This is a genomic window from Rhodophyticola sp. (assembly GCF_965284195.1).
In the GTDB taxonomy this organism is placed as follows: domain Bacteria; phylum Pseudomonadota; class Alphaproteobacteria; order Rhodobacterales; family Rhodobacteraceae; genus Rhodophyticola.
Genome location: NZ_CBDIRM010000001.1, coordinates 3255843 through 3279238 on the forward strand (window position 1 = coordinate 3255843; position 23396 = coordinate 3279238).

The 23396-nt window shown below is 61.0% G+C and carries 20 protein-coding genes; 12 read left to right on the plus strand and 8 right to left on the minus strand.

Annotated features, from left to right (window positions below; all coding sequences use genetic code 11):
* Positions 1 to 360 precede the first annotated feature (360 nt).
* The 7 genes from hemJ to ACQ651_RS16360 all read left to right on the plus strand — a co-directional run bounded on the left by hemJ (position 361) and on the right by ACQ651_RS16360 (position 7726).
* A complete protein-coding gene (gene hemJ, locus ACQ651_RS16330; RefSeq protein ID WP_430449856.1) occupies positions 361 to 816 on the plus strand; it encodes a protoporphyrinogen oxidase HemJ in 456 nt (151 codons plus the stop codon).
* Positions 817 to 945: 129 nt separating this feature from the next.
* Entirely contained in the window at positions 946 to 2217 is a 1272-nt protein-coding gene (gene rho / locus ACQ651_RS16335; protein WP_121897595.1) for a transcription termination factor Rho, read from the plus strand.
* 27 nt (positions 2218 to 2244) lie between these two features.
* Positions 2245 to 3534, plus strand: coding sequence for a tRNA uridine-5-carboxymethylaminomethyl(34) synthesis GTPase MnmE (mnmE, locus tag ACQ651_RS16340; RefSeq protein WP_430449857.1), 1290 nt, complete (start codon positions 2245 to 2247; stop codon positions 3532 to 3534).
* 2 nt (positions 3535 to 3536) lie between these two features.
* Entirely contained in the window at positions 3537 to 5411 is a 1875-nt protein-coding gene (gene mnmG, locus ACQ651_RS16345) for a tRNA uridine-5-carboxymethylaminomethyl(34) synthesis enzyme MnmG (RefSeq protein ID WP_430449858.1), read from the plus strand.
* Positions 5408 to 6034 (plus strand): 16S rRNA (guanine(527)-N(7))-methyltransferase RsmG, encoded by a 627-nt coding sequence (rsmG, locus tag ACQ651_RS16350; RefSeq protein ID WP_430449859.1) that lies wholly within the window; start codon positions 5408 to 5410, stop codon positions 6032 to 6034. The genes mnmG and rsmG overlap by 4 nt, the downstream gene beginning before the upstream one ends.
* Positions 6027 to 6818: a ParA family protein gene (locus ACQ651_RS16355; protein WP_430449860.1), complete on the plus strand. Its 792-nt coding sequence runs from the start codon at positions 6027 to 6029 to the stop codon at positions 6816 to 6818. The genes rsmG and ACQ651_RS16355 overlap by 8 nt, the downstream gene beginning before the upstream one ends.
* 11 nt (positions 6819 to 6829) lie before the next feature.
* Positions 6830 to 7726 carry a ParB/RepB/Spo0J family partition protein gene (locus tag ACQ651_RS16360; RefSeq protein ID WP_430449861.1) on the plus strand — a complete coding sequence of 299 codons (897 nt, stop codon included), beginning with the start codon at positions 6830 to 6832 and terminating at the stop codon, positions 7724 to 7726.
* On the opposite strand, the gene hemW is transcribed toward ACQ651_RS16360, so the two are convergent.
* From hemW to rph, 3 genes are read right to left on the minus strand one after another with little or no spacing between them, the layout of a single operon-like run.
* Complete coding sequence (gene hemW / locus ACQ651_RS16365) at positions 7723 to 8880, minus strand: radical SAM family heme chaperone HemW (RefSeq protein WP_430449862.1); 1158 nt, start codon at positions 8878 to 8880, stop codon at positions 7723 to 7725. The two genes, ACQ651_RS16360 and hemW, sit on opposite strands and share 4 nt — an antisense overlap.
* Positions 8873 to 9484: an RdgB/HAM1 family non-canonical purine NTP pyrophosphatase gene (gene rdgB, locus ACQ651_RS16370; RefSeq protein WP_227285583.1), complete on the minus strand. Its 612-nt coding sequence runs from the start codon at positions 9482 to 9484 to the stop codon at positions 8873 to 8875. The genes hemW and rdgB overlap by 8 nt, the downstream gene beginning before the upstream one ends.
* A 1-nt stretch (position 9485) precedes the next feature.
* The gene (rph, locus tag ACQ651_RS16375; RefSeq protein WP_227285582.1) at positions 9486 to 10199 is read right to left on the minus strand and encodes a ribonuclease PH; all 714 of its coding nucleotides are present in this window, start codon (positions 10197 to 10199) and stop codon (positions 9486 to 9488) included.
* 119 nt (positions 10200 to 10318) lie between these two features.
* Between rph and hrcA the strand changes: the two genes are divergently transcribed.
* A complete protein-coding gene (gene hrcA / locus ACQ651_RS16380) occupies positions 10319 to 11383 on the plus strand; it encodes a heat-inducible transcriptional repressor HrcA (RefSeq protein ID WP_227285581.1) in 1065 nt (354 codons plus the stop codon).
* Between the two features lie 11 nt (positions 11384 to 11394).
* A complete protein-coding gene (locus tag ACQ651_RS16385; RefSeq protein WP_430449863.1) occupies positions 11395 to 11964 on the plus strand; it encodes a nucleotide exchange factor GrpE in 570 nt (189 codons plus the stop codon).
* Here ACQ651_RS16385 and mutS read toward each other — a convergent pair.
* A complete protein-coding gene (gene mutS / locus ACQ651_RS16390; RefSeq protein ID WP_430449864.1) occupies positions 11961 to 14600 on the minus strand; it encodes a DNA mismatch repair protein MutS in 2640 nt (879 codons plus the stop codon). The genes ACQ651_RS16385 and mutS overlap by 4 nt on opposite strands.
* A 135-nt stretch (positions 14601 to 14735) precedes the next feature.
* Between mutS and ACQ651_RS16395 the strand changes: the two genes are divergently transcribed.
* Both ACQ651_RS16395 and ACQ651_RS16400 read left to right on the plus strand, forming a co-directional pair.
* Positions 14736 to 16997 (plus strand): NADP-dependent malic enzyme, encoded by a 2262-nt coding sequence (locus ACQ651_RS16395; protein ID WP_430449865.1) that lies wholly within the window; start codon positions 14736 to 14738, stop codon positions 16995 to 16997.
* Between the two features lie 3 nt (positions 16998 to 17000).
* Positions 17001 to 17882: a ribokinase gene (locus ACQ651_RS16400; RefSeq protein ID WP_430449866.1), complete on the plus strand. Its 882-nt coding sequence runs from the start codon at positions 17001 to 17003 to the stop codon at positions 17880 to 17882.
* 4 nt (positions 17883 to 17886) lie between these two features.
* Here the strand turns inward: ACQ651_RS16400 and dnaJ are convergent, their stop codons facing one another.
* Both dnaJ and dnaK read right to left on the minus strand, forming a co-directional pair.
* A complete protein-coding gene (gene dnaJ, locus ACQ651_RS16405; RefSeq protein ID WP_430449867.1) occupies positions 17887 to 19050 on the minus strand; it encodes a molecular chaperone DnaJ in 1164 nt (387 codons plus the stop codon).
* Between the two features lie 76 nt (positions 19051 to 19126).
* Positions 19127 to 21043 (minus strand): molecular chaperone DnaK, encoded by a 1917-nt coding sequence (gene dnaK / locus ACQ651_RS16410; protein WP_227286521.1) that lies wholly within the window; start codon positions 21041 to 21043, stop codon positions 19127 to 19129.
* A 265-nt stretch (positions 21044 to 21308) separates the two neighbouring features.
* On the opposite strand from dnaK, the gene ACQ651_RS16415 reads away from it, so the two are divergent.
* The gene (locus ACQ651_RS16415) at positions 21309 to 21911 is read left to right on the plus strand and encodes an alpha-ketoglutarate-dependent dioxygenase AlkB family protein (protein ID WP_430449868.1); all 603 of its coding nucleotides are present in this window, start codon (positions 21309 to 21311) and stop codon (positions 21909 to 21911) included.
* Here ACQ651_RS16415 and ACQ651_RS16420 read toward each other — a convergent pair.
* Both ACQ651_RS16420 and ACQ651_RS16425 read right to left on the minus strand, forming a co-directional pair.
* Complete coding sequence (locus tag ACQ651_RS16420) at positions 21908 to 22516, minus strand: peptide-binding protein (RefSeq protein WP_430449869.1); 609 nt, start codon at positions 22514 to 22516, stop codon at positions 21908 to 21910. The genes ACQ651_RS16415 and ACQ651_RS16420 overlap by 4 nt on opposite strands.
* Positions 22513 to 23334: an ABC transporter permease gene (locus tag ACQ651_RS16425; RefSeq protein ID WP_430449870.1), complete on the minus strand. Its 822-nt coding sequence runs from the start codon at positions 23332 to 23334 to the stop codon at positions 22513 to 22515. Before ACQ651_RS16425 ends, ACQ651_RS16420 begins: the two co-directional genes overlap by 4 nt.
* Between the last annotated feature and the right edge of the window lie 62 nt (positions 23335 to 23396).

A 23396-nucleotide genomic window follows, 5' to 3' on the forward strand; every position in this document is an offset into this window, starting at 1 on the left:
GTATAGAAGCCGATGAGGCGCGCAGCCATGCTTTTCGCGATGTCCCACGTTGCCCGACGGCCCGCCATCCCCGTTGGTGAAAGATCCCCGTTCGCTTGTGGGCCGATGGCGCGAAACGCTGGACAGGGCGGATGATACAGACCTATCCTCAAGCTGTACATATTCAAGCTATTGAAAATGTTTGTTTATTCCAGAAATGTGGGCAAAATCCCGACCATCTTCGGCTGGTTAACGATGGGAGGGTGAAATCTTGGATAGACTGTGTATGCCTGAGTTATCCGAGTTATCCACGGCACAAACACAACATCATCTTTTCTTCTATTCCTTTTATTTTTATTGGGGAGGGAAAGGAGCAAGCCCATGATCGTCGACTTTCTCGTCCTGGCCTACCCATGGACGAAGAGCCTGCACGTGATATCTGTTATCGCGTGGATGGCGGGGTTGTTCTATCTCCCGAGACTGTTCGTCTACCATGTCGAACGTGTGGGGATGAGCGGAGAGACCGCAGATCTGTTTCAGACGATGGAAGTCCGTCTTTTGCGGGCAATCATGAACCCCGCGATGATCGCCACTTGGATCTTTGGTCTTGCTTTGGTCTTCACACCGGGCGTGGTCAGCTGGCAGGAGCTGTGGCCATGGACGAAAACCGCCGCGGTTCTGGCGATGACCTGGTTTCATCATTGGCTGGGATTGCGCCGCAAAGAGCTTCTGGCCGGCACCGATACGCGCAGCGGCCGTACCTATCGGCTGATGAACGAAGTTCCGACATTGCTGCTGATCGTGATCGTGGTCTCGGTGATTGCGCGCCCCTTCTGAAGGTTTTGTTGACATCGTCGCAAGCTCTTCCTATGTCGGGCCTGCAATGGGCCGTCCGGCCCTGTCGCTTCCCATTTCAATACGACATGCCCCGCTTGAGAAATCGCGGGGCCTTATGGTGTTTCCCACATGACCGAGAATTCCCTGAACCTGGCCGATCTCAAGGCCAAATCTCCCAAAGACCTTCTGTCGATGGCCGAGGAACTGGAGATCGAGAACGCCTCCACCATGCGCAAGGGCGACATGATGTTCTCGATCCTGAAAGAGCGGGCCGAGGATGGCTGGGAAATCTCCGGCGACGGTGTGCTGGAAGTTCTGCAGGACGGATTTGGCTTCCTGCGCTCTCCGGAGGCGAACTATCTGCCGGGCCCGGACGATATCTATGTTTCGCCGGAGATGATCCGCCAGCACAGCCTTCGCACGGGCGACACGCTGGAAGGCGTGATCAACGCACCGAGGGAGAACGAGCGTTATTTCGGGCTGGTGAAAGTGAGCAAGATCAACTTCGAAGATCCTGCCAAGGCGAAACACAAGATCGCCTTCGACAACCTGACGCCGCTTTATCCCGACGAACGCCTGAAGATGGAAATCGAGGATCCGACGATCAAGGATCGCTCCGCACGGATCATCGACCTAGTATCGCCCATCGGCAAGGGACAGCGCTCACTGATCGTGGCGCCCCCGCGGACGGGGAAAACGGTTATCCTGCAGAACATCGCGCATTCGATCGAGCAGAACCATCCGGAGTGTTATCTGATCGTGCTGCTGATCGACGAACGCCCCGAAGAGGTGACGGACATGCAGCGGAGCGTGAAGGGGGAGGTCGTTTCCTCCACCTTCGACGAGCCGGCGACCCGGCACGTGGCGGTTTCCGAGATGGTGATCGAGAAGGCGAAGCGGCTTGTGGAGCACAAGCGGGACGTGGTGATCTTGCTCGATTCCATCACGCGCCTTGGGCGCGCCTTCAACACGGTCGTGCCATCCTCGGGCAAGGTCCTGACGGGTGGTGTGGATGCCAACGCCCTGCAACGCCCGAAACGCTTTTTCGGTGCCGCGAGGAATATCGAGGAAGGCGGGTCGCTGACCATTATCGCGACGGCGCTGATCGATACCGGCAGCCGTATGGATGAGGTGATCTTCGAAGAGTTCAAGGGAACGGGCAACTCCGAGATCGTGCTGGACCGCAAGGTTGCGGACAAACGGGTGTTTCCCGCCATGGACATTCTCAAATCCGGCACACGGAAAGAGGAGCTTCTGGTCGACAAGGGCGATTTGCAGAAAACCTATGTTCTGCGCCGAATCCTGAACCCGATGGGAACGACTGACGCGATCGAGTTCCTGATCTCGAAGCTGAAGCAGACCAAGACAAACGCGGAATTCTTCGACTCGATGAATACCTGACGCCATCCGGGATATTGGGGCGGTCTGATGGATACGATCTTTGCCCTGGCGTCCGCGCCAGGAAGAGCCGGTGTTTCGGTGATCCGGGTATCGGGGCCTTACGCCCATGATATCGGGCGCAAGCTGGCAGGCCGGTTACCGGATAGCGGCCGCGCGGGGCTTCGCGATCTCAGAGCGGGCGATGGTGAGTTGCTGGACCAGGCGCTGGTTCTGACCTTCACCGCTCCCAACAGCTTTACCGGTGAAGATATTGTTGAATTTCAAGGACATGGTAGTATCTCGGTCGTAAATTCGATCTTGTCTGAGATCTCCGCGACCGGGCTTGCACGGGGTGCCGAACCCGGCGAATTCACCCGCCGGGCATTGCTGAACAACCGGTTGGATCTGGTGCAGGTGGAGGGTTTGGGTGCTCTTATCGAAGCGGAGACGGATGCGCAGCGGCGGCTGGCGATGCAGGTTTTTTCTGGGCGCTTCGGAGAGATCGTTGATGGATGGCGTGGCGCGCTTTTGCGGGCCGCCGCCCTGCTGGAAGCGACCATCGATTTCGCCGATGAAGATGTGCCGGAAGATGTTACGCCGGAGGTATCCAAGCTGATCGACAACGTCGCTGGCGGCCTTGAGGCAGAGATTGCTGGAAGCCGGTTTGCGGAGCGAGTTCGCGACGGGTTCGAGGTGGCGATTCTCGGCGCGCCCAATGCGGGGAAATCCACGCTTCTCAACTACCTCGCAGGACGGGAGGCCGCGATCACGTCGGAGGTTGCCGGAACCACCCGCGATGTAATCGAGGTGCGAATGGAGCTGGACGGGCTGGCGGTGACGTTGCTGGATACCGCAGGTTTGCGCGCCTCCGATGACGTTGTGGAGAAACTCGGCATAGCGAGAGCATTGGACCGGGCGCAGGGTGCAGATCTGCGCGTCTATCTGCAATCGCGTCCCGGGGAAGAACCACCGCTTGAGCTTGGCGAGGAGGACATTATTTGTCTGGGCAAGGCCGATCTTCGTGGTGAAAGCCATCCGGCTGTGTCGGGCAAGACGGGTGTCGGTGTGACATGGCTTGGGGAACAGATTTCGGAGCGTCTGTCGAGGCAGGCTGCACGCGCGCAGACCGCAACACATGCCCGGCACAGGGAGGCGATGGAAGCGGCTCAGGCGGCTTTAGTTATGGCCAGATCTGAGGTAGAGAACGGCTCTGGCCGGACAGAGCATGCAGCGGAGCATTTGCGAACTGCGATTCGGAAGCTGGATGCTCTGGTTGGTCGTATTGATGTGGAAATGGTACTTGGAGAGGTCTTCTCCAGCTTTTGCATCGGGAAGTAGGAGTGTTTCACGTGAAACACGGTGATTACGATGTTCTGGTTGTTGGCGGTGGGCATGCCGGTTGCGAGGCTGCGTCGGCCGCAGCCCGGGCCGGTGCGCGCACCGGTCTGGTAACCCTGTCGCGGTCAGCTATCGGGGTGATGTCCTGCAATCCGGCCATCGGCGGGCTTGGCAAGGGCCATCTCGTTCGGGAAATCGATGCGCTGGGCGGTGTGATGGGGCAGGTCGCGGACCGTTCCGGTATTCAGTTCCGGCTTCTGAACCGCAGCAAAGGGCCGGCTGTTCAGGGCCCCCGTACCCAATCGGACCGCGCGCTGTACCGCAATGCGATGCAGGACGCGTTGTTCTCCACACCGAATCTGGAAATTATCGAAGGTGAGGCGGCCGAGTTTCTGATGTCCGCAGGGGCCGTATCGGGTATCCGGCTGGCCGATGGCGCAGAGCTGCGCGCGGCGGCGGTTGTTCTGACGACGGGGACGTTCCTCCGTGGCGTCATCCATATCGGCGATCAGCGTCGACCAGGTGGGCGGATGGGGGAGAAGCCCTCGGTTCGCATGGCTGAACAGATCGATGCGTTTGGTCTTCCGCTCGGGCGGCTGAAGACAGGCACACCACCGCGACTCCGGCGGGACAGTATCAACTGGGATATTCTCGAGCTGCAACCGGCAGATCGCGAGCCGGTGATGTTTTCTTTTTTGTCGACGAAGCCCTTCGCGAAGCAAATCAGCTGTGGCATCACGCATACAAATACGAAGACGCACGACATCATCCGTGAAAATCTGGGGCGATCCGCCATGTATGGGGGGCATATCGATAGCGTAGGCCCGCGCTATTGCCCCTCGATCGAAGACAAGATCGTTCGCTTCGCGGACAAGGACTCCCACCAGATTTTCCTGGAGCCGGAGGGGCTTGAAAGCGATCTGGTATACCCGAACGGGATTTCCACATCTCTCCCGGCGGACGTTCAGGAAAGCTATGTCACCTCCATTCGCGGCCTTGAGCGGGCGGAAATCGCGCAGCCCGGATATGCGATCGAGTACGATTATGTCGATCCGCGCGCGTTGTCACCAACTCTTGAGCTGAAAGACGTTGGTCGGTTGTTTCTTGCCGGGCAGATCAACGGGACAACCGGTTACGAAGAAGCTGCGGCGCAGGGGCTGATTGCAGGTCTGAACGCGGCACATGCTGCGCTGGGCCGCGACAAGATCGTGCTTGGGCGGGATCAGGCCTATATCGGCGTGATGATCGACGATCTGGTGACCCGGGGCGTGACGGAACCCTACCGGATGTTCACCTCCCGCGCGGAGTTCCGGCTGACATTGCGGGCGGACAATGCGGATCAGCGCCTGACACCGCTTGCCGACAGGCTTGGCATCATCTTCGAAGAGCGTCGCCGGACATTCGGCGCGAAGATAGAGCGCCTGTCACATGCATATGACATCATGAGGGAAAGATCCGTTTCGCCGTCCGAGGGGCGGGCCCACGGTTTGCGGATCAATCAGGACGGAACGCGCCGCAGCGCAATCGATCTGCTGGCCTTCCCGGATATCGCGCTTTCCGATCTGGATGTGATCTGGCCCGAGTTGAAAGAGATCGACAAGGAGACGCGCGATCAGATCGCCCGAGAGGCGCAGTACGTGAACTATATCGAACGGCAGGCCCGCGATGTAGCTGCGCTGAAGCGGGACGAAGCCTATGAAATTCCGGAAGGATTTGCTTTCGACATGATCGAGGGACTTTCGAATGAGGTGAAGGGCAAGCTGTCTATGGTGCGCCCTCGCAGTCTTGGGCAGGCGGGCCGTATCGACGGAATGACGCCGGCGGCACTGACGCTTCTGCTTACGAAACTTCGCCAGGCCGAACGTAAACGCGCATGACCGAGGCCGAAGCTCAGGCCCGGCTCGCGGCGGATGTTTCACGTGAAACATGGAATCGGCTCGTGACTTTTGCCGAAGCGCTCGTGAAATGGCAAAAAGCGATCAATCTTGTCGCGCCCGGGTCGCTCGATGCGCTTTGGCAAAGGCATTTCCTCGACAGTGCGCAGATTTTTCCTCTTCGGCAGCAAGATGCCGGACTTTGGCTCGACCTTGGTAGTGGCGGCGGGTTTCCGGGGCTGGTTTGCGGAATCCTTGCGGCCGAGAAAGCGCCGGAGCTCAGGTTCACGTTCATCGAGAGCGATCTCAGGAAGGGCAGTTTTCTGAGGGATGTCGCGCGTCAGACCGGTGTCAGGATCTCCGTTCTGACGCGGCGGATCGAAGATGCACCTGCGCAGAATGCTGCGGTCATTTCCGCCCGGGCTCTCGCGCCGCTCGGCCGCCTTTGCGAGCTTGCGGCGCCTCATCTTGCGGCCGATGGCATCTGCCTGTTCCAAAAGGGCGCAAATCACGCGACGGAACTGGACGTTGCGCGCGGGGAATGGCACATGAAGGTCACAGAGGTCGAAAGTCAGACGGCTGCAGGCGCTGTAATCTACAAGATAGAGGAGCTGGCACGTGTCTGATGCAACCAGGGCCCGGATTGTCGCCATCGCCAATCAGAAGGGTGGCGTCGGAAAGACGACGACAGCCATAAATCTGGGGGCAGCGCTTGCGTTGGAAGGGCAGCGGACGCTCATTCTTGATCTCGATCCGCAGGGGAATGCATCTACCGGTCTGGGTATCGACGCCCGGAACCGTGACCTGACGACCTATGATCTCATATTGGAAGATACGCCGCTGGCGGAGATCATCAGAAGGACGAGTGTCGAAAATCTCTGGATCGCACCGGCCACAACCGATCTCAGCTCGGCCGATATCGAGATGGTCGCCAATGAAAACCGCGTGTTCATGCTGAAGGATAGCCTGGCCAACAGGGCGACGAAGGATTTCGACATCGTGCTGATCGATTGCCCGCCGTCTTTGAATCTTCTTACGATAAATGCGATGGTGGCGGCAGATGCTGTGCTGGTCCCGCTGCAATCGGAGTTCTTTGCGCTCGAAGGGCTGTCGCAGCTGATGCTGACGATCCGGGAGGTGCGCCAGACCGCCAACCCCGCCTTGCGGATCGAGGGGGTCGTGCTGACGATGTACGATCAGCGCAACAACCTGTCTCGCCAGGTGGAAGAGGATGCACGTGAGACCCTCGGCGATCTGGTCTATGAGACGCGAATTCCGCGAAATGTCCGGCTGAGCGAGGCGCCTTCGTATTCAATTCCGGTTCTGGAATACGATCCGGCTTCGAGCGGGAGCCGGGCATACATGAACCTGGCGAGAGAGATGCTGGATCGTCATCTCGCGACGGCTTGAGGAGAGGCGCTATGGCATCGAAACGGGAAAAACGCGGTCTTGGGCGGGGTCTTTCGGCCCTGATGGCGGATATCGAGCCTGCGCCCGAAGCACCCGCTGACCCTTCCGATCCCGTCGCGCGGCGCGCAGATCTCAGGATTCCGGTGGAAATGATCCATCCCAATCCCGATCAGCCGCGTCGGAGCTTCACGGAAGAGGCCCTGAACGAGCTTGCCGCGTCAATCCGGGAAAAGGGCGTGATTCAGCCGCTTATCCTTCGCCCCGATCCCGTCGAGCCGGGGATGTATCAGATCGTCGCCGGGGAACGGCGCTGGCGCGCGGCGCAGCTTGCCCAGCTTCATGAAGTTCCGGCCATTGTGCGGGACTTCAATGATACGGAAGTGCTTGAAGTCGCGATAATCGAGAATATTCAACGGTCTGATCTCAATCCGCTGGAAGAGGCAACCGGCTATCGGCAACTGATGGACCGGTTCGGCCACACGCAGGAAAAGCTGGCGGAGGCTATGGGAAAAAGCCGCAGCCATGTGGCAAACCTTCTGAGGCTCCTGAATCTGCCGGAGGAGGTGCAGGAGTTTGTTCGCGACGGGCGGTTGTCGGCTAGTCATGCGCGGGCCCTGATCACCGCGGACGATCCGATCGGGCTGGCGCAAAGGGTCATTTCCAGAGCCATGTCGGTTCGCGATGTGGAGAAACTTGCCAAGGACACTCCGGGCCGGAAAAAGCAGACAGCTCGGAAACCTTCGGAGAAAGACGCGGACACCAAGGCATTGGAAGGTGATTTGTCGGCTGCGATCGGCATGAAGGTTGGCATTGATCACGATATCGCGCAGGGTTCCGGCATTATTTCCATTAAATACAAAGACTTAGCGCAACTCGACGATATCGTTCGCATACTCAATCGTGGCTAGCTGACAAGCAATTCGCGCAAGATCGCGTTGAGGACGGGCCGGCCCCGCTTGGTGGCAGCAAGTTGTGTGCCCCTGATCTCTATGAAGCCATCTTCCGCCAGTCTATCCAGCCTATCAGGGTCGATCCCGGCGCCATTCAGGGCCTCATAGCGGACGAGGTTGCTGCCTTCGGCGAGGCGCAGGCTCATCATGAGATATTCATGTGCTTGATCCGCTTGCGAAAGCTCGGTCCGTGCCGTTTCTCCGCTTCCCGTCTGTTCGACCTGTTCGAGCCACGCCTGCGGCATGCGATGTGTTTCCGTTGCAAATCTCCTCGATCCGAGGGAAAGCCGCCCATGGGCGCCCGGACCGATGCCAAGGTAATCACCACCGCGCCAATAGATCAGATTGTGCCGGGATTGAGCCATGTCTGCCGCGTGGTTGGAGATCTCATAGGCGGGAAACCCCGCCCGTTCGCACAGCTCCTGCGTCAGCTCATACATATCCGCGCCAAGGTCATCGCCCGGCAACCCGGGCAGCCGGCCCAGGCGGTAGCGGTCCCCGAAGGCGGTGCCATCCTCAATGGTCAGCTGGTAGAGGGACAGGTGATCCAGCGCGAGCGAGAGGGCCTCGCTCAGCTCCGTCTTCCACGCCTCAAGGGTCTGATGCTGGCGTGCATAGATCAGATCGAAACTGACCCTGTCGAAGGCGTTTCTGGCAATGTCGAAGGCGTTCACCGCCTCCTCGACCGTGTGCAACCTCCCCAGGCGCTTCAGGTCGTCATCGTTCATTGCCTGAATACCCATGGAGATCCGGGTGACGCCCGCCTCCCGGAAACTCCGGAACTTCCCGGCCTCCACCGATGTCGGGTTCGCCTCCAGCGTGATTTCCAGATCGTTGGCGACCGGCCATGTCTTGCGGATCTGGTCTATGATCGAGCGGACGAGGTCCGGCGCCATGAGGGACGGCGTTCCGCCGCCGAAAAAGACGCTGTTCAGCGTCCGGCCCCCTGTTTCACGGCCCGCCCGTTCAAGTTCCGCCAGAAAGGCCCTCTGCCAGCGGCCGTGGTCGATCTCGGCGGATACGTGGGAGTTGAAATCGCAATAGGGGCATTTGGCCTGACAGAATGGCCAGTGCAGATACAGGCCGAACCCCGCGTTTTGCCAGTCAGCCATCGCCAAAGATCGCTACCAGTTTGCGGAAGGCATCGGCGCGGTGGCTGATCTTGTTCTTTTCCCACCGGTCCATTTCGCCAAAGGTGATATCATACCCGTCGGGTTGAAAAACCGGGTCATAGCCATGGCCCTGGCTTCCACGCATCGGCCAGACAAATTGACCTTCCATCACACCGGGAAACACCTCGTCATGGCCGTCGGGCCAAGCGAGTACGAGGGTGCAGCAGAACCGCGCCGTTCTGGGAAACGCGGCGTTTTTCGCCTCCAGCGCATCATGGGCCCGGGTCATCGCCATGACGAAATTCCGCCCATGATCGGTTTCGGCCCAATCGGCGGTGTAAACGCCGGGTGCGCCGTCCAGCGCATCGATCTCGATACCGCTGTCATCGGCCAGAGCCGGCAGACCGGTGGCCTGCGCCGCGGCATGTGCTTTCAGGCGGGCGTTTTCGACAAAGCTGGTTCCCGTTTCTTCCGGTTCGGGAAGACCGTGGTCCTTGGCGGAAGTGACCCTGATACCGTAGGGCTCCAGAAGATGCGCGATTTCCTCCAGCTTGCCCTGATTGTGGGTCGCCACAAGCAGGGTATCGCCAGAAAATCGGCGCATCTCAGGCAATTGCCTTCGCTTGTGCGGCGACCAGTTCGGACACACCCTTTTCCGCCAGTGACAGGAGTTCCGCAAACTGGTCGCGCGAGAAGGTCGCGCCCTCCGCACTGGCCTGCACCTCTATCATCTGCGCGCTGCCGGTCATGACGAAATTGGCGTCGGTGCCTGCTTCGCTGTCTTCGGGATAGTCCAGATCCAGAACGGGTTGGCCTGCATAGACACCGCAGGAGATGGCCGCCACATGATCGGTGATCGGGTCCGAGAGAACGTCACCGGCAGCCATCAGCTTGTTCACGGCAAGCCGCAAGGCCACCCATCCGCCGGTGATGGAGGCGCAGCGGGTGCCGCCGTCGGCCTGGATCACATCGCAATCGACGGTGATCTGGCGTTCGCCCAGAGCAACGCGGTCGATCCCCGCGCGGAGGGACCGCCCGATCAGCCGCTGGATTTCCTGCGTGCGGCCCGATTGCTTGCCGGCGGTCGCTTCGCGGCGCATCCGGGTATGTGTCGCCCGGGGGAGCATACCGTACTCGGCGGTGACCCAGCCGAGCCCGGTGTTCTTCAGAAACGGCGGTACACGCTCTTCGAGGGAGGCGGTGCAGAGAACATGGGTGTTCCCGCATTTGATCAGGCAGGAGCCCTCGGCATGTGCCGTCACACCGGTTTCGATGGAAATCGGGCGCAGCTCGTCTAGGTTTCGGCCGGAAGGGCGCATATCTGACTCCGTGGAATGTGTTTGGTCTGGATAGTCCGCCATGGCGCGCGGGCGCAACCCCGATTGACCTCTTCCACGCCGCGCCGCTTAATGGCCCGGCTCCGAGGATGAAGCTGAAAATGGCAGACCAGTCGAATATCCTGAACGAGATGAACGATCGCTCCCGCGAGGTGTTTCGCCGCGTGGTGGAGGGATATCTGGAATCCGGCGCGCCGGTGGGGTCGCGCACGCTTACGCGCAGCCTGTCGGAACAGGTTTCCGCGGCGACCGTGCGGAACGTGATGCAGGATCTGGAATATCTCGGTCTGCTCGGCAGCCCCCATATCTCGGCTGGTCGCGTTCCGACGCAGTTGGGCCTGCGGATGTTCGTTGACGGGCTTCTGGAGGTCGGCGACCTGACAGACGAGGACCGCGGCAAGATCGACGCCACGCTTGGCGGCAATTCCGAGGACGTGACCTCGATGCTCGACCGCATCGGATCCGCCCTGTCCGGCGTGACCCATGGGGCCAGCCTTGTTCTGGCGCCAAAGCACGAAGCGCCGATCAAACATATCGAGTTCGTATCCCTTTCGCCGGATCAGGCACTTGTGGTTCTGGTGTTCGGCGATGGGCATGTGGAAAACCGGCTGTTCCAGCCACCGCCGGGCCAGACACCAAGCTCCATGCGGGAGGCGGCCAATTTTCTGAACGCGCTTGCCGCCGGCAAGACCCTCCGGACCCTTCGCAGCGTCATGGAGACCGAGATAAAGGCCCGCCGTCAGGAGATCGACAGTCTTGCACGGGGCCTGATCGAGAGCGGGCTTGCCATATGGGAGAACGAGGGCGACCGAACCGAGCGTCTGATCGTTCGTGGCCGCTCGCATCTTCTGGACAACGCGCCCGAAAACGACGATCTGGATCGCATCCGTACCCTGTTTGACGACCTGGAACGCAAGCGCGATATCGCCGAATTCCTGGAGCTGACCGAAGGTGGCGAGGGTGTGCGCATATTTATCGGGTCGGAGAACAAGTTATTTTCACTTTCGGGTTCCTCTCTGGTGGTCTCTCCTTATATGAACGCTGACCGAAAGATCGTCGGTGCGGTGGGTGTCATCGGGCCGACTCGTCTGAATTATGGTCGGATCGTTCCGATCGTTGATTATACGGCACAGCTGGTCGGAAAGCTGATCTCCGACCGGGGTTAAAAGGGTAAGATATGGCAGATCCCAAGGAAGATCCGTTCCTGGATGATGTGGAAGAGATAGAGGCAAGCCTCGACGAGATGATGGACGCCGAAGGCATCGCGGAGCCTCAGGTTTCCGAATTAGACGCGTTGAAAGCGGAACGCGATGAGCTGAAAGACCGGCTTTTGCGGGTGTTGGCCGATTCGGAAAACATGCGCAAACGCGGCGAACGGGACCGTCGCGAGGCCGAGCAGTACGGAGGCTCGCGTCTGGCGCGGGATCTTCTGCCGGTCTACGACAATCTCCGCCGTGCGCTGGATATCGTGAACGATGATCAGAAAGCCGTGGCCGGTGGTGTGATCGACGGCGTCGAGTTGACCCTTCGGGAGCTTCTCAACGTTTTCACCAAACATGGGATGACGCCCATCGCCCCGCAAGCCGGAGACAAGTTCGACCCGCAACAGCATCAGGCGATGTTCGAGGCACCGGTGCCGGGCACGAAGGCGGGCGAGATCATCGAGGTGATGGCCGAAGGTTTCATGTTGCATGACCGGTTGCTGAGACCGGCGCAGGTCGGCGTGTCCTCCATGCCCGCGTCCTAATCTCCCATCGCGGCTTTCAACTCGTAGATCAGTGAAAGCGCCTCGCGCGCGGTCAACTCGTCCGGGTGAATCTGCCTCAGGCGATCTTCGAGCGGAGATTGCCTGGGGGCCGCGACCTGCGGTTGCGGAGATACAGCGAAAAGAGGGAGGTCATCGATCAGCGTGTCCTTTCGCTGACTTCCCTCCCGCTCTCCGCGTTCAAGCGCCTCAAGGACCGTCTGCGCCCGCGAGATGACCGAAGCGGGCAGCCCGGCCAGCTTTGCAACCTGCACGCCATAGGAGCGATCCGCCGCACCTTCGCGCACCTCGTGAAGGAAGATCACCTCGCCATCCCACTCCTTCACCGCGACGGTGGCATTGGCCACGCCCTCCAGCCGGGCGGCCAGGCTTGTCATCTCGTGATAATGGGTCGCGAAAAGCGCGCGGCATCTGTTGACCGCATGCAGATGTTCCAGCGTGGCCCATGCAATCGAAAGCCCGTCATAAGTGGCCGTTCCGCGCCCGATTTCATCCAGGATAACCAAAGCGCGGTCATCCGCCTGATTGAGGATCGTCGCGGTTTCCACCATCTCCACCATGAAGGTCGACCGCCCCCTCGCGAGATCATCGGAGGCGCCCACGCGGCTGAAAACCTGGCTCACAATCCCGATATGCGCGGCACTGGCCGGCACGAAAGCCCCCATCTGTGCAAGAATGGCGATCAGCGCATTCTGCCGCAGGAAGGTCGATTTACCCGCCATATTCGGCCCGGTGAGCAAGGTGATGGCGGCCGCATCCTTCCCTGCGCTCAGCCGGCAGTCATTGGCAATGAAGGGCTCTCCGGCGGCCTGAAGTGCGGCTTCCACAACCGGATGCCTGCCATCCGTGATCACAAACTCCCGGCTGTCATCCACCTTCGGCCGGGTCCAGTCCTTATCGCGGGCCAGATCGGCCAGCGCCGTGGCCACATCAAGCTCGGCCAGCGCGCGCGCAGTGGTGCCGATCCGGTCGTGTTCATCGAGGATCGCGGCCTGGAGTGTCTCGAACAGGGTCTTTTCGATCGTGAGCGCGCGCTGACCGGCATTCAGGATCTTGGTTTCCAGCTCCGACAGCTCCACCGTGGTGAACCGCACCGCATTCGCCGTGGTCTGCCGATGAATGAAGCTACCCGAAAGGGGCGGGGAGAGCATTTTTTCCGCATGGGTCGCCGTGGTTTCGATGAAATAGCCAAGCACGTTGTTATGCTTGATCTTGAGCGATGGGACCCCGGCCTTTTCCACGTAATCCGCCTGCATTTTCGCGATGACGCCCCGACCCTCGTCCCGCAGGCTGCGCGCCTCGTCGAGGTCGTTGTCGAAACCGGGCGCGATGAAACCGCCTTCCCGCGCAAGAAGAGGCGGCTCGGCAACCAGCGCATCGCCCAGATGCGCCACAAGATCGTCATGGCCGCGCAAATCCCTTGCGGCGTCCGCCAGAATTTCCGGGAGCTCCGCACCGCTGACCAGTTGCGCCAATGCTTCGGCGGCGGTCAATCCGTTGCGGATCGCGGCCAGATCGCGCGGCCCACCCCGGTCCAGCGCAAGCCGCGACAGGGCCCGGTCCAGGTCCGGCACCTGCCGCAACGCCGCCCGGATATCGGCGGCCAGCCCGGTGTTGTCGAACATGGCGGCCACCGCGTCATGGCGGGCGGTGATCGTGGCAAGATGGGTGGAGGGGCTGGATAACCGCCGCTCAAACAGCCGCGCGCCGCCGGCGGTCAGAGTCCGGTCGATTGTCGCTGCCAAACTGCCCGCGCGCCCGCCGTTCAGGCTGGCCGTCAGTTCCAGATTGCGGCGCGTGGCGGCGTCAATCTGCATGACCCGGCCGGAGCTCTGTTTCAGAGGGGGCCTGAGCAACGGCAGATTGCCTTTCTGGGTGATCTGCAGATAGTCGATCAGCGCGCCCATCGCGCTGAGATCCGGACGGGTGAAGGACCCGAAGGGATCGAGCGTTTTGACCTGAAACAGAGACTGAATCCGTGTCTCTGCCGAGCCACTGTCGAAGCTTGCCGGAGACAGATGGGTCAGTGCCGCGCCGCTGTCCCGAATCAGATCCTGCCGCGCGCCGTCCAAGCCATCGGAAACCAGCACCTCACGGGGGCCGAGCCGGGCAAGTTCGGGGGATAATTGCACCGGTGGGCAGGCCATGACCTGAAACGCGCCGGTGGAGATATCGGCCCAGGCAAGCGCGCCCTCGCCCCGCACCTCGGCGTAGGCGGCAAGATAATTGTGGCGCCGCGCGTCAAGCAGGCTGTCCTCGGTCAGTGTACCCGGCGTGACGAGCCGGACCACCTCCCGGCGGACCACCGATTTCGACCCGCGTTTCTTTGCCTCCGCCGGGTCTTCCATCTGTTCGCAAACCGCCACGCGGAACCCCTTGCGGATCAGGGTGAGCAGATACCCCTCGGCGGAATGGGCCGGGACACCGCACATCGGGATATCGTCGCCGTTATGCTTGCCGCGTTTGGTCAGTGCGATGTCCAGCGCCTCCGCGGCTGCAACCGCATCATCGAAGAACATCTCGTAGAAATCGCCCATGCGGTAGAACAACAGCGCATCGCGGTGCTGCGCCTTTATCTCCATGTATTGCGCCATCATTGGTGTGACTTGCGCGGTCATGCCGGCGGCTCCCCTGTTCGCACCTGCGCAGCCTACAAACCGCCCCGTCCGGGCGAAACCCGGAAATGCCACATGTTGTGAGGTGCGCATATCAGGGCTAAGACGGGAAGCGTCGCAAAAAAGGGCCCCGAAATAATGCCGAACAATAGCAGGATCACCCGTGAAGAGGCGCTGGCCTATCATCTGGAGCCCCGGCCCGGCAAGATCGACATTCAGGCCTCCACCCCGATGGCAACGCAGCGGGATCTCAGTCTCGCCTATTCGCCCGGCGTGGCGGTGCCCTGCGAGGAGATCGCCGCAAATCCCGAGCTGGCCTATGATTACACCACGAAGGGCAACATGGTCGCCGTCATCTCCAACGGGACCGCGGTTCTTGGTCTGGGCAATCTGGGTGCGCTTGCGTCCAAACCCGTGATGGAGGGCAAGTCCGTGCTCTTCAAGCGGTTCGCCGACGTGAATTCGATCGATATCGAGCTGGATACGGAGGATGTGGACGAGTTCGTGAATGCCGTTCGGCTGATGGGTCCCACATTCGGCGGCATCAATCTGGAAGATATCAAGGCGCCTGAATGTTTCATGATCGAACAGCGCCTGAAGGAAGAGATGGACATCCCCGTCTTCCATGACGACCAGCATGGGACGGCGGTGATCTGTGCCGCGGGGCTGATCAACGCGCTGCATCTTTCGAACAAGAAGATCGAGGAGTGCAGGATCGTCTTGAACGGTGCGGGCGCTGCCGGGATCGCGTGTATCGAACTGCTGAAGGCCATGGGCGCGCGTCACGACAACTGCATTATCTGCGACACCAAGGGCGTGATCTATCAGGGCCGCACCGATGGCATGAACCAATGGAAATCGGCCCATGCAGTAAAGACCGATCTGCGGACGCTGGAAGAGGCGATGTCGGGCGCGGATGTCTTCCTCGGCGTGTCGGTCAAAGGGGCCGTGACGCCGGAGATGGTCAGGAGCATGGGCGACAACCCGGTGATCTTCGCGATGGCGAATCCCGACCCCGAAATCACGCCCGAGCAGGCCCGCGAGGTACGCTCGGACGCAATCGTGGCGACCGGGCGGTCAGACTACCCAAATCAGGTGAACAACGTTCTGGGCTTTCCCTATCTGTTCCGCGGCGCGCTGGATATTCATGCGCGCGCCATAAACGACGAGATGAAAATCGCCTGTGCCGAAGCCCTTGCGAAGCTGGCGCGCGAAGACGTACCGGACGAGGTTGCGATGGCCTATGGCCGCAAGCTCACCTTCGGGCGCGACTACATCATTCCCACGCCCTTCGATCCGCGCCTGATCTATGTGGTTCCTCCGGCGGTGGCGCGCGCGGGCATGGATACCGGCGTTGCGCGCCGTCCGATCATCGATCTGGATGCCTATGTCACCACGCTGCGCGCCCGGATGGATCCGACCTCTTCGATCCTGCAAGGGATCAACGTGCGCGCCCGCAACGCGCAGGCCCGGATGATTTTCGCCGAAGGGGACGATGTCCGGGTGCTGCGTGCGGCAGTGGCTTACCAGCGAAACGGTATGGGCAAGGCGCTGATCGTCGGGCGCGAGGCGGATGTGAAGGAAAAGCTTGACGCCGCAGGGCTTGCCGATGCGGTGGGGGAGCTGGAGGTGGTGAATGCCGCAAACACGTCTCATCTGGAGAGCTACAAGTCGTTCCTCTACCAGAGATTGCAGCGGAAGGGCTTTGATCACCACGATATCCACCGGCTGGCCGCCCGCGACAGGCATGTCTTTTCCGCGCTGATGCTGGCCCATGGCCATGGCGACGGGCTGGTGACGGGGGCGACCCGGAAATCGGCGCATGTTCTGGGTCTTCTGGGCCATGTCTTCGACACAACCGCGGCCGATGGGGCCGTGGGGGTGACGGCGATGATCCATAAAGGGCGGATCGTGCTGGTGGCCGATACCCTTGTCCATGAATGGCCCGAGGCAGAAGACCTCGCCCTGATCGCGGAACGCGGCGCACATGTCGCGCGCCATCTGGGGCTGGAGCCGAGGGTTGCGTTCGTCAGCTTTTCGACCTTCGGATACCCGGTGTCCGAACGCGCCGAGAAGATGCATCAGGCGCCAAGGGTTCTGGACAGAAAAGGGGTGGATTTCGAGTATGATGGCGAGATGGCCATCGATGTCGCGCTCAACCCCGATGTGATGGCGCAGTATCCGTTCTGCAAGCTGTCCGGTCCGGCAAATGTTCTGGTGGTGCCGGCGCGGCATTCCGCGTCGATCTCGGTCAAGCTGATGCAGGAAATGGCGGGCGCGACCGTGATCGGCCCGATTCTGACCGGGCTCGACCGGCCTGTGCAGATCTGCTCGACCGTATCCACCGCCAACGACATTCTGAACATGGCTGTGATGGCGGCCTGCGAGATCGGGCGCTGAGCCATGACGGTGATTTGCGTCGGCTCGGTCAATATCGACCATGTCTATCGCGTCCCGCATCTTGTGCGCCCAGGGGAGACATTGGCGGCCGATGCCTATGCCAAGGGTCTGGGCGGCAAGGGCGCCAATCAATCCATCGCCGCGGCGAAGGCGGGTGCGACCACCCGGCATCTGGGCCGCGTTGGTCCAGAAGCGTGCTTCGCGTTGGATCAGATGGCCGCCGCCGGCGTCGATGTGTCCGGTATCGAGATTGGCGAAGATCCGTCCGGTCATGCGATCATTACAGTCGATCCGTCCGGCGAGAACGCGATCGTTCTTTTTCCCGGCGCCAATCACCTGCTGAGCGACGCGCAGGTTGAGGCCGGGCTTGCGGGGTTCGGGCCGGGCGACACGCTGATCCTCCAGAACGAGATCAATGTCAGCGGCCATGCGGCGCGTGTGGCGCGGCGCAACGGGCTGCGCGTGGTCTATTCAGCCGCCCCGTTCGATGTGGACGCCGTTCGGGAAATGCTGCCCCTGATCGATCTGCTCTTGCTGAACGAGGGAGAGGCCGCTGCCCTCGAAAAGGCTCTGAACCGGGAGATTTCGGCCCTCGGCGATGTCGAAACGGTCGTGACAATGGGTGCCGATGGCGCGGTCTGGACCTTTGCACATGGCCGGATCGTTCAACCGGCTTTCCGGGTTTCGGAGGTCGTCGATACGACCGGCGCGGGAGACTGTTTTGCCGGATATCTCGTGGCCGGGCTGGATGCAGGTGCCTCTCGCGACCTGGCGATTGAACGGGCAAGCGCAGCCGCAGCGCTGCAGGTCACGCGGCCCGGTGCTGCGGATGCGATGCCGTCAATCGGCGAAGTCATGCAGTTTCTGAAAGCCCGCAAGCCCTGACGGATCAGCTTTTCATCCCGTCCCAGAAGTTCTTGACCTTGTCGAAAAACCCGCTGGCGTTGGGATTGTTCGACTTGGCGCAGGACTCTTCGAATTCGCGCAGCAACTCCTTTTGCCGCGCGGTCAGCTTCACCGGCGTTTCGACCGCCAGTTCGATATACATCTCGCCCGTCGCGGTTCCCCGCAAGGCCGGCATGCCCTTGCCGCGCAGCCGCATCTGACGACCCGACTGCGATCCTTCGGGCACTTTCACCCTGGATCGGCCACCATCGATTGTCGGCACTTCGATCTCGCCGCCCAGGGCGGCGGTGACCATCGAGACGGGAACACGACAGAAAAGATCCAGCCCGTCGCGCTGGAAAAGCGCGTGATCCGCAACCTCGATGAAGATGTACAGGTCGCCCGCCGGTCCGCCGCGCAGCCCGGCCTCCCCCTCGCCGGAGAGACGGATCCGCGTGCCGGTTTCCACACCTGCGGGGATGTTGACGGAAAGTGCCTTTTCCTTCTGCTCACGACCAGCGCCGCCGCAGACATTGCACGGATTCTTGACGATCTGGCCGATGCCGGAGCAGGTAGGGCAGGTCCGCTCCACCGTGAAGAAGCCTTGCTGCGCGCGCACCTTGCCCATGCCGGAACAGGTCGGGCAGGTGACGGGCTCCGCGCCGCCTTCCGCGCCGGTGCCGTTGCAGTTGGAACATGCAACCGATGTGGGAACGGTGATCGCCTTCTGAAGACCCGAATAGGCATCTTCGAGACTGATCCTGAGGTTGTAGCGAAGATCCGATCCGCGCGCAGCGCGCCGGCCGCCGCCGGTGCCGCGCTGGCCGCCCATGAAATCGCCGAACAGATCTTCGAAGACATCCGAGAAGGCGCTCGCAAAATCGCCCTGTCCGGCGCCCCCGCCGCCAAAGCCGCCCGCACGCGGCCCGCCGGCCATGCCGCCATCGAACGCCGCATGACCAAACCGGTCATATGCCGCCTTCTTGTCGGCATCCTTCAGGACGTCATAGGCCTCGTTCGCTTCCTTGAACTGGGCTTCGGCATCGGGATTGTCGGAGTTGCGATCGGGGTGCAGTTCTTTCGCCTTCTGGCGATAGGCCTTCTTGATCTCGGCCTCGGACGCACCGCGTTTGATACCCAGAACATCGTAGTAATCGCGCTTTGACATGGTTGATCCACCCTCATGAAACGCGCCGACCGGCCAAGGTTCCCTATGGCCGGTCGTGCGGGGTTAGGGGACGCGGTTACGAGCTCTTGCGGTCGTCCAGGTCTTCGAAATCGGCGTCGACGATATCCTCGTCCACGCCGCCCGGCTCGTCCACGCCGTCAGGCGCTTCTTCGCCGGCCTCTTCCTGCTGGGCCTTGTAGATCGCTTCGCCCAGTTTCATGGCCGCTTCGGTGACATTCTGGATGCCGCCCTTGATCTTGCCGGCGTCTTCGCTCTCCATCTGCTCTTCCAGCGCCTTGATGGCAAGCTCGATAGCTTCCACCGTGGTGGGATCGACTTTGTCGGCATGCTCTTCCAGCGATTTCTGGGTCGAGTGGATCAGGCTTTCGGCCTGGTTCTTGGCTTCGACCAATTCCTTGCGCTGCTTGTCGGCTTCGGCATTCTCTTCGGCGTCGCGGACCATCTTCTCGATGTCCTCGTCCGTGAGGCCGCCCGAGGCCTGGATCGTGATCGTCTGCTCCTTGCCGGTGCCCTTGTCCTTGGCCGAAACGGACACGATGCCGTTGGCGTCGATGTCGAAGGTCACCTCGATCTGGGGCAGACCGCGGGGTGCGGGCGGGATGTTCTCCAGATTGAACTGGCCGAGCATCTTGTTGTCCGTCGCCATTTCCCGCTCACCCTGGAACACGCGGATGGTGACCGCGTTCTGATTGTCCTCGGCGGTGGAGAAGATCTGGGACTTCTTCGTCGGGATCGTGGTGTTGCGGTCGATCAGGCGGGTGAAGACACCGCCAAGCGTTTCGATGCCGAGAGATAGCGGCGTGACATCCAGCAGGACCACATCCTTCACATCGCCCTGCAGAACGCCGGCCTGAATGGCGGCACCCATGGCGACCACTTCATCGGGGTTCACGCCCTTGTTCGGCTCCTTGCCGAAGAAGTTGGTAACCTCCTCGATGACTTTGGGCATCCGGGTCATACCGCCGACCAGAACCACCTCGTCGATGTCGCCTTTCGACAGACCGGCATCTTTCAGGGCGGCCTGACAGGGCTTCAGCGACTGTTTGATCAGGTCGTTCACGAGGCTTTCCAGCTTGGCGCGGGTCAGCTTCATGACCATGTGCAGCGGCTGCCCGCCCTTGGGGTCCATCGAGATGAACGGCTGGTTGATCTCCGTCTGAGAGGAGGAGGACAATTCGATCTTGGCCTTCTCCGCGGCTTCCTTGAGCCGCTGCAGGGCCATCTTGTCCTTGGTCAGATCGACGCCGTTTTCCTTTTTGAACTCGCCCGCCAGATAGTTGACGATGCGCATGTCGAAGTCTTCACCGCCCAGGAAGGTGTCGCCATTGGTCGACTTCACCTCGAAGAGACCGTCGTCGATTTCCAGAATGGTGATGTCGAAGGTACCGCCGCCAAGGTCGTAAACGGCGATCGTCTTGGTCTCTTTCTTGTCCAGACCATAGGCCAGTGCCGCTGCCGTGGGCTCGTTGATGATGCGCAGAACTTCGAGCCCGGCGATCTTGCCGGCATCCTTCGTCGCCTGGCGCTGGGCGTCGTTGAAATAGGCGGGGACCGTGATGACCGCCTGTGTCACCTCCTCGCCGAGGTAGCTCTCGGCGGTCTCTTTCATCTTCCCGAGGATCAGGGCCGAAATCTGAGAGGGGGAGTATTTCTCCCCATTCACCTCGACCCAGGCGTCGCCATTGCCGCCATCGACGATCGAGTAGGGCACCAGGGCCTTGTCTTTTTCGACCTCTGCATCGTCGACCCGACGGCCGATCAGGCGCTTGACGGCAAAGATCGTGTTGTCGGGGTTGGTGACGGCCTGCCGTTTGGCGGCCTGCCCCACCAGACGCTCGTCATCGGTGAAGCCGACAATCGAAGGTGTGGTGCGCGCGCCTTCGGAGTTTTCGATCACGCGGGGTTGCGAGCCGTCCATAATGGCGACGCAGGAGTTTGTCGTACCGAGGTCAATACCAATCACTTTGGCCATGTTTCGAGTCCCTTTCTCAGGCGATCCAGGCGGGGTCGGGTCCGGTATCGGCCCCCAATCCGCCATATGAAAAACCAGGGGTACACCCTAGCCGGTTTCGTTGGATATATAAGAAGGGGATTTTGGGGCTGCAAGCGGAGTCAAAGATCGATTTGGAGCTTGGTTTGCAAAGCGTTTGTATTTTGCGGGACTGTGGCGGTTCGGTCATCGGTAAAGGCGGACCGCGCCCGCCCGTGGCAAAAGCGATCTGCGGAGGGGTGGGTTGGTGCCTGATCTGAACTTGCGCGGGGTGCTCATACACACCGGATTCCTTGACCCTGCGGAACAGGCGGCGATGGTCGACGACATTCGCGGGGTCCTGCGTGCCGCGCCGCTTTTCCGCCCACAGACGCCTTACGGCAAACAGATGTCGGTGCGGATGACTGCCGCGGGGCAGTTCGGGTGGTTTTCCGACAAAAGCGGATACCGCTATGTCGATCGCCATCCATCTGGCGTGCCCTGGCCCGCGATACCGTCAAGTATCCTGCGTGTCTGGACGCAAGTGAGCGGCGTTGACCGCGATCCCGAATGCTGTCTCGTGAACTTCTATGCCGAGGGCGCGCGCATGGGCCTTCATCAGGACAGGGACGAGGCGGATTTCTCCATGCCCGTCGTCTCGATCTCGCTGGGAGACGACGCGCTGTTCCGGGTGGGCGGGCTCAGCCGGGGTGGCACAACGGAGTCGGTCTGGCTGAAATCGGGCGATGTGGCGGTCCTGGCGGGCGACGCACGACTTATCTATCACGGGGTTGACCGGACAAGGCCGGGCTCATCGGCCCTGTTGCCCAAGGACGGGCGGATCAACCTGACCTTGCGCGTGGTAAGCTAGGGCGCCAGCGCGCAGCAGCCCGACAGCATCTGAACGCCATCGGGAGTCTGGATGATCACAAGCGTCGAAAGGCCGAACATCCGCTCGGACATGCCATCGCTGCAGGCCTCGCGGCGCAAGGTCGCCGTGATGCGACGGCCCGCCCCCTCCCAGACCGCGCCGAACTGGTCCGTTCCCCGGGCGCTCGCCTGACCGCTCCACACCTCGGACAGCGTGATCCGCTCGAAGCCCATATCGCTGAACATGGCCTGCGCACCGGTCCGTTCCAGCGACCAGAACGGCTCGGTGCCGAAACATGCGAGAGGCGTCGGCAGGCCGAATGACCAGATCGGCCCGGTCCGCTGCAGGTAGAAGGCCGAGGCCCAGCCTGCCGTCTCGTCCGCGTTCAACATGAGCCAGCGGCCGTCGGCGCTGGCGCTGACCACCTCTATTCCGCTTGCTCCGGGCAGCAATGCGCCGATGACCGGATGGCCGACACCGGGCCCCGCGCGTACATTCAGAACGTCATCTGCCGCAACGCCGCGAACATCGTAAAGTGCCGGGTAATCCTCTGCATGCACCATACCGGCCCAGAGCAGGTATAATGCCGCCAGAAGGCCCCTCATCTGCCCGCGTTCCAGCTCGAAGACACGTTTTTCCGGCTGTAGAACTCGCCCATCAGGCCCAGCAACAACAGGATGAGCGCGAAGTAGATCGGATATTGCCAGTTGGTGTAGTGCGGATTGTAGTTGATGAAGACGAACCCGCGCATCTGATCGATGATGTGAAACAGCGGATTCCAGTCAAACAGCGCAACCATCGCGCTTGGCAGCATGTTGGCCACGAACATCTTCCCCGAGGCGATCATGTTGGCGCGCACATAGACAAGCTGGATGATCGAGACCAGATCGGGAAACCATGGTTTCAGCGCAAGAAGGATCACCCCGGCGACACAGCCGGTGAACCAGGCCAACAGGAACATGAAAAACGCCATGTTCCAGTCCTGTATTTCGACTGGGGCGATCGCGACATGTATGATGAAGAGAAGCACGAACAGCGAAATCGTCTGCTGGTAAAGCACCGACAGTGCCGACGAGACGATGGCGACGATCGTGTTCATCCGCGCGTGCATCATCATCGGGCTGGCCGGGCCTTCGGAGCCGACAACGGCGGTAAGGGATTTGATATGCACAAGGTACAGGAATATCCCGGTCATCAGATACAGCATGAAATTGCCGCGGATGGCGACCGTGCGGGTCCCGAGAAGGTTGAACATCAGATAGAAGGCGGCGATGAACATGATCGACTGGAGAATGTTCATCCCGATCGCCAGAAGCGCATTGCGGTGGCTTTGACGCACCTTTCGCGCGGCTGCGAAGAACGTGACTTCCGCCAGGCCGAACATCAGCCCCCAGGTGGATCTTTGTCTTCTCGCCTCGAACATATGGGATGGTCCTACCTGCCGAATGTGCCCCGTGGGGCCGGACCCTGTCTTGATGCAGGGAA

Coding starts and splice junctions, on each gene's coding strand:
- dnaK (WP_227286521.1), bottom strand. CDS start 21,043: ATGGCCAAAGTGATTGGTATTGACCTCGGTACGACAAACTCCTGCGTC.
- mutS (WP_430449864.1), bottom strand. CDS start 14,600: ATGACCGCGCAAGTCACACCAATGATGGCGCAATACATGGAGATAAAG.
- rho (WP_121897595.1), top strand. CDS start 946: ATGACCGAGAATTCCCTGAACCTGGCCGATCTCAAGGCCAAATCTCCC.
- dnaJ (WP_430449867.1), bottom strand. CDS start 19,050: ATGTCAAAGCGCGATTACTACGATGTTCTGGGTATCAAACGCGGTGCG.
- hemJ (WP_430449856.1), top strand. CDS start 361: ATGATCGTCGACTTTCTCGTCCTGGCCTACCCATGGACGAAGAGCCTG.
- rph (WP_227285582.1), bottom strand. CDS start 10,199: ATGCGCCCTTCCGGCCGAAACCTAGACGAGCTGCGCCCGATTTCCATC.
- mnmE (WP_430449857.1), top strand. CDS start 2,245: ATGGATACGATCTTTGCCCTGGCGTCCGCGCCAGGAAGAGCCGGTGTT.
- hrcA (WP_227285581.1), top strand. CDS start 10,319: ATGGCAGACCAGTCGAATATCCTGAACGAGATGAACGATCGCTCCCGC.
- ACQ651_RS16420 (WP_430449869.1), bottom strand. CDS start 22,516: ATGAGGGGCCTTCTGGCGGCATTATACCTGCTCTGGGCCGGTATGGTG.
- ACQ651_RS16360 (WP_430449861.1), top strand. CDS start 6,830: ATGGCATCGAAACGGGAAAAACGCGGTCTTGGGCGGGGTCTTTCGGCC.
- hemW (WP_430449862.1), bottom strand. CDS start 8,880: ATGGCTGACTGGCAAAACGCGGGGTTCGGCCTGTATCTGCACTGGCCA.
- rsmG (WP_430449859.1), top strand. CDS start 5,408: ATGACCGAGGCCGAAGCTCAGGCCCGGCTCGCGGCGGATGTTTCACGT.
- ACQ651_RS16395 (WP_430449865.1), top strand. CDS start 14,736: ATGCCGAACAATAGCAGGATCACCCGTGAAGAGGCGCTGGCCTATCAT.
- ACQ651_RS16425 (WP_430449870.1), bottom strand. CDS start 23,334: ATGTTCGAGGCGAGAAGACAAAGATCCACCTGGGGGCTGATGTTCGGC.
- rdgB (WP_227285583.1), bottom strand. CDS start 9,484: ATGCGCCGATTTTCTGGCGATACCCTGCTTGTGGCGACCCACAATCAG.
- ACQ651_RS16385 (WP_430449863.1), top strand. CDS start 11,395: ATGGCAGATCCCAAGGAAGATCCGTTCCTGGATGATGTGGAAGAGATA.
- ACQ651_RS16400 (WP_430449866.1), top strand. CDS start 17,001: ATGACGGTGATTTGCGTCGGCTCGGTCAATATCGACCATGTCTATCGC.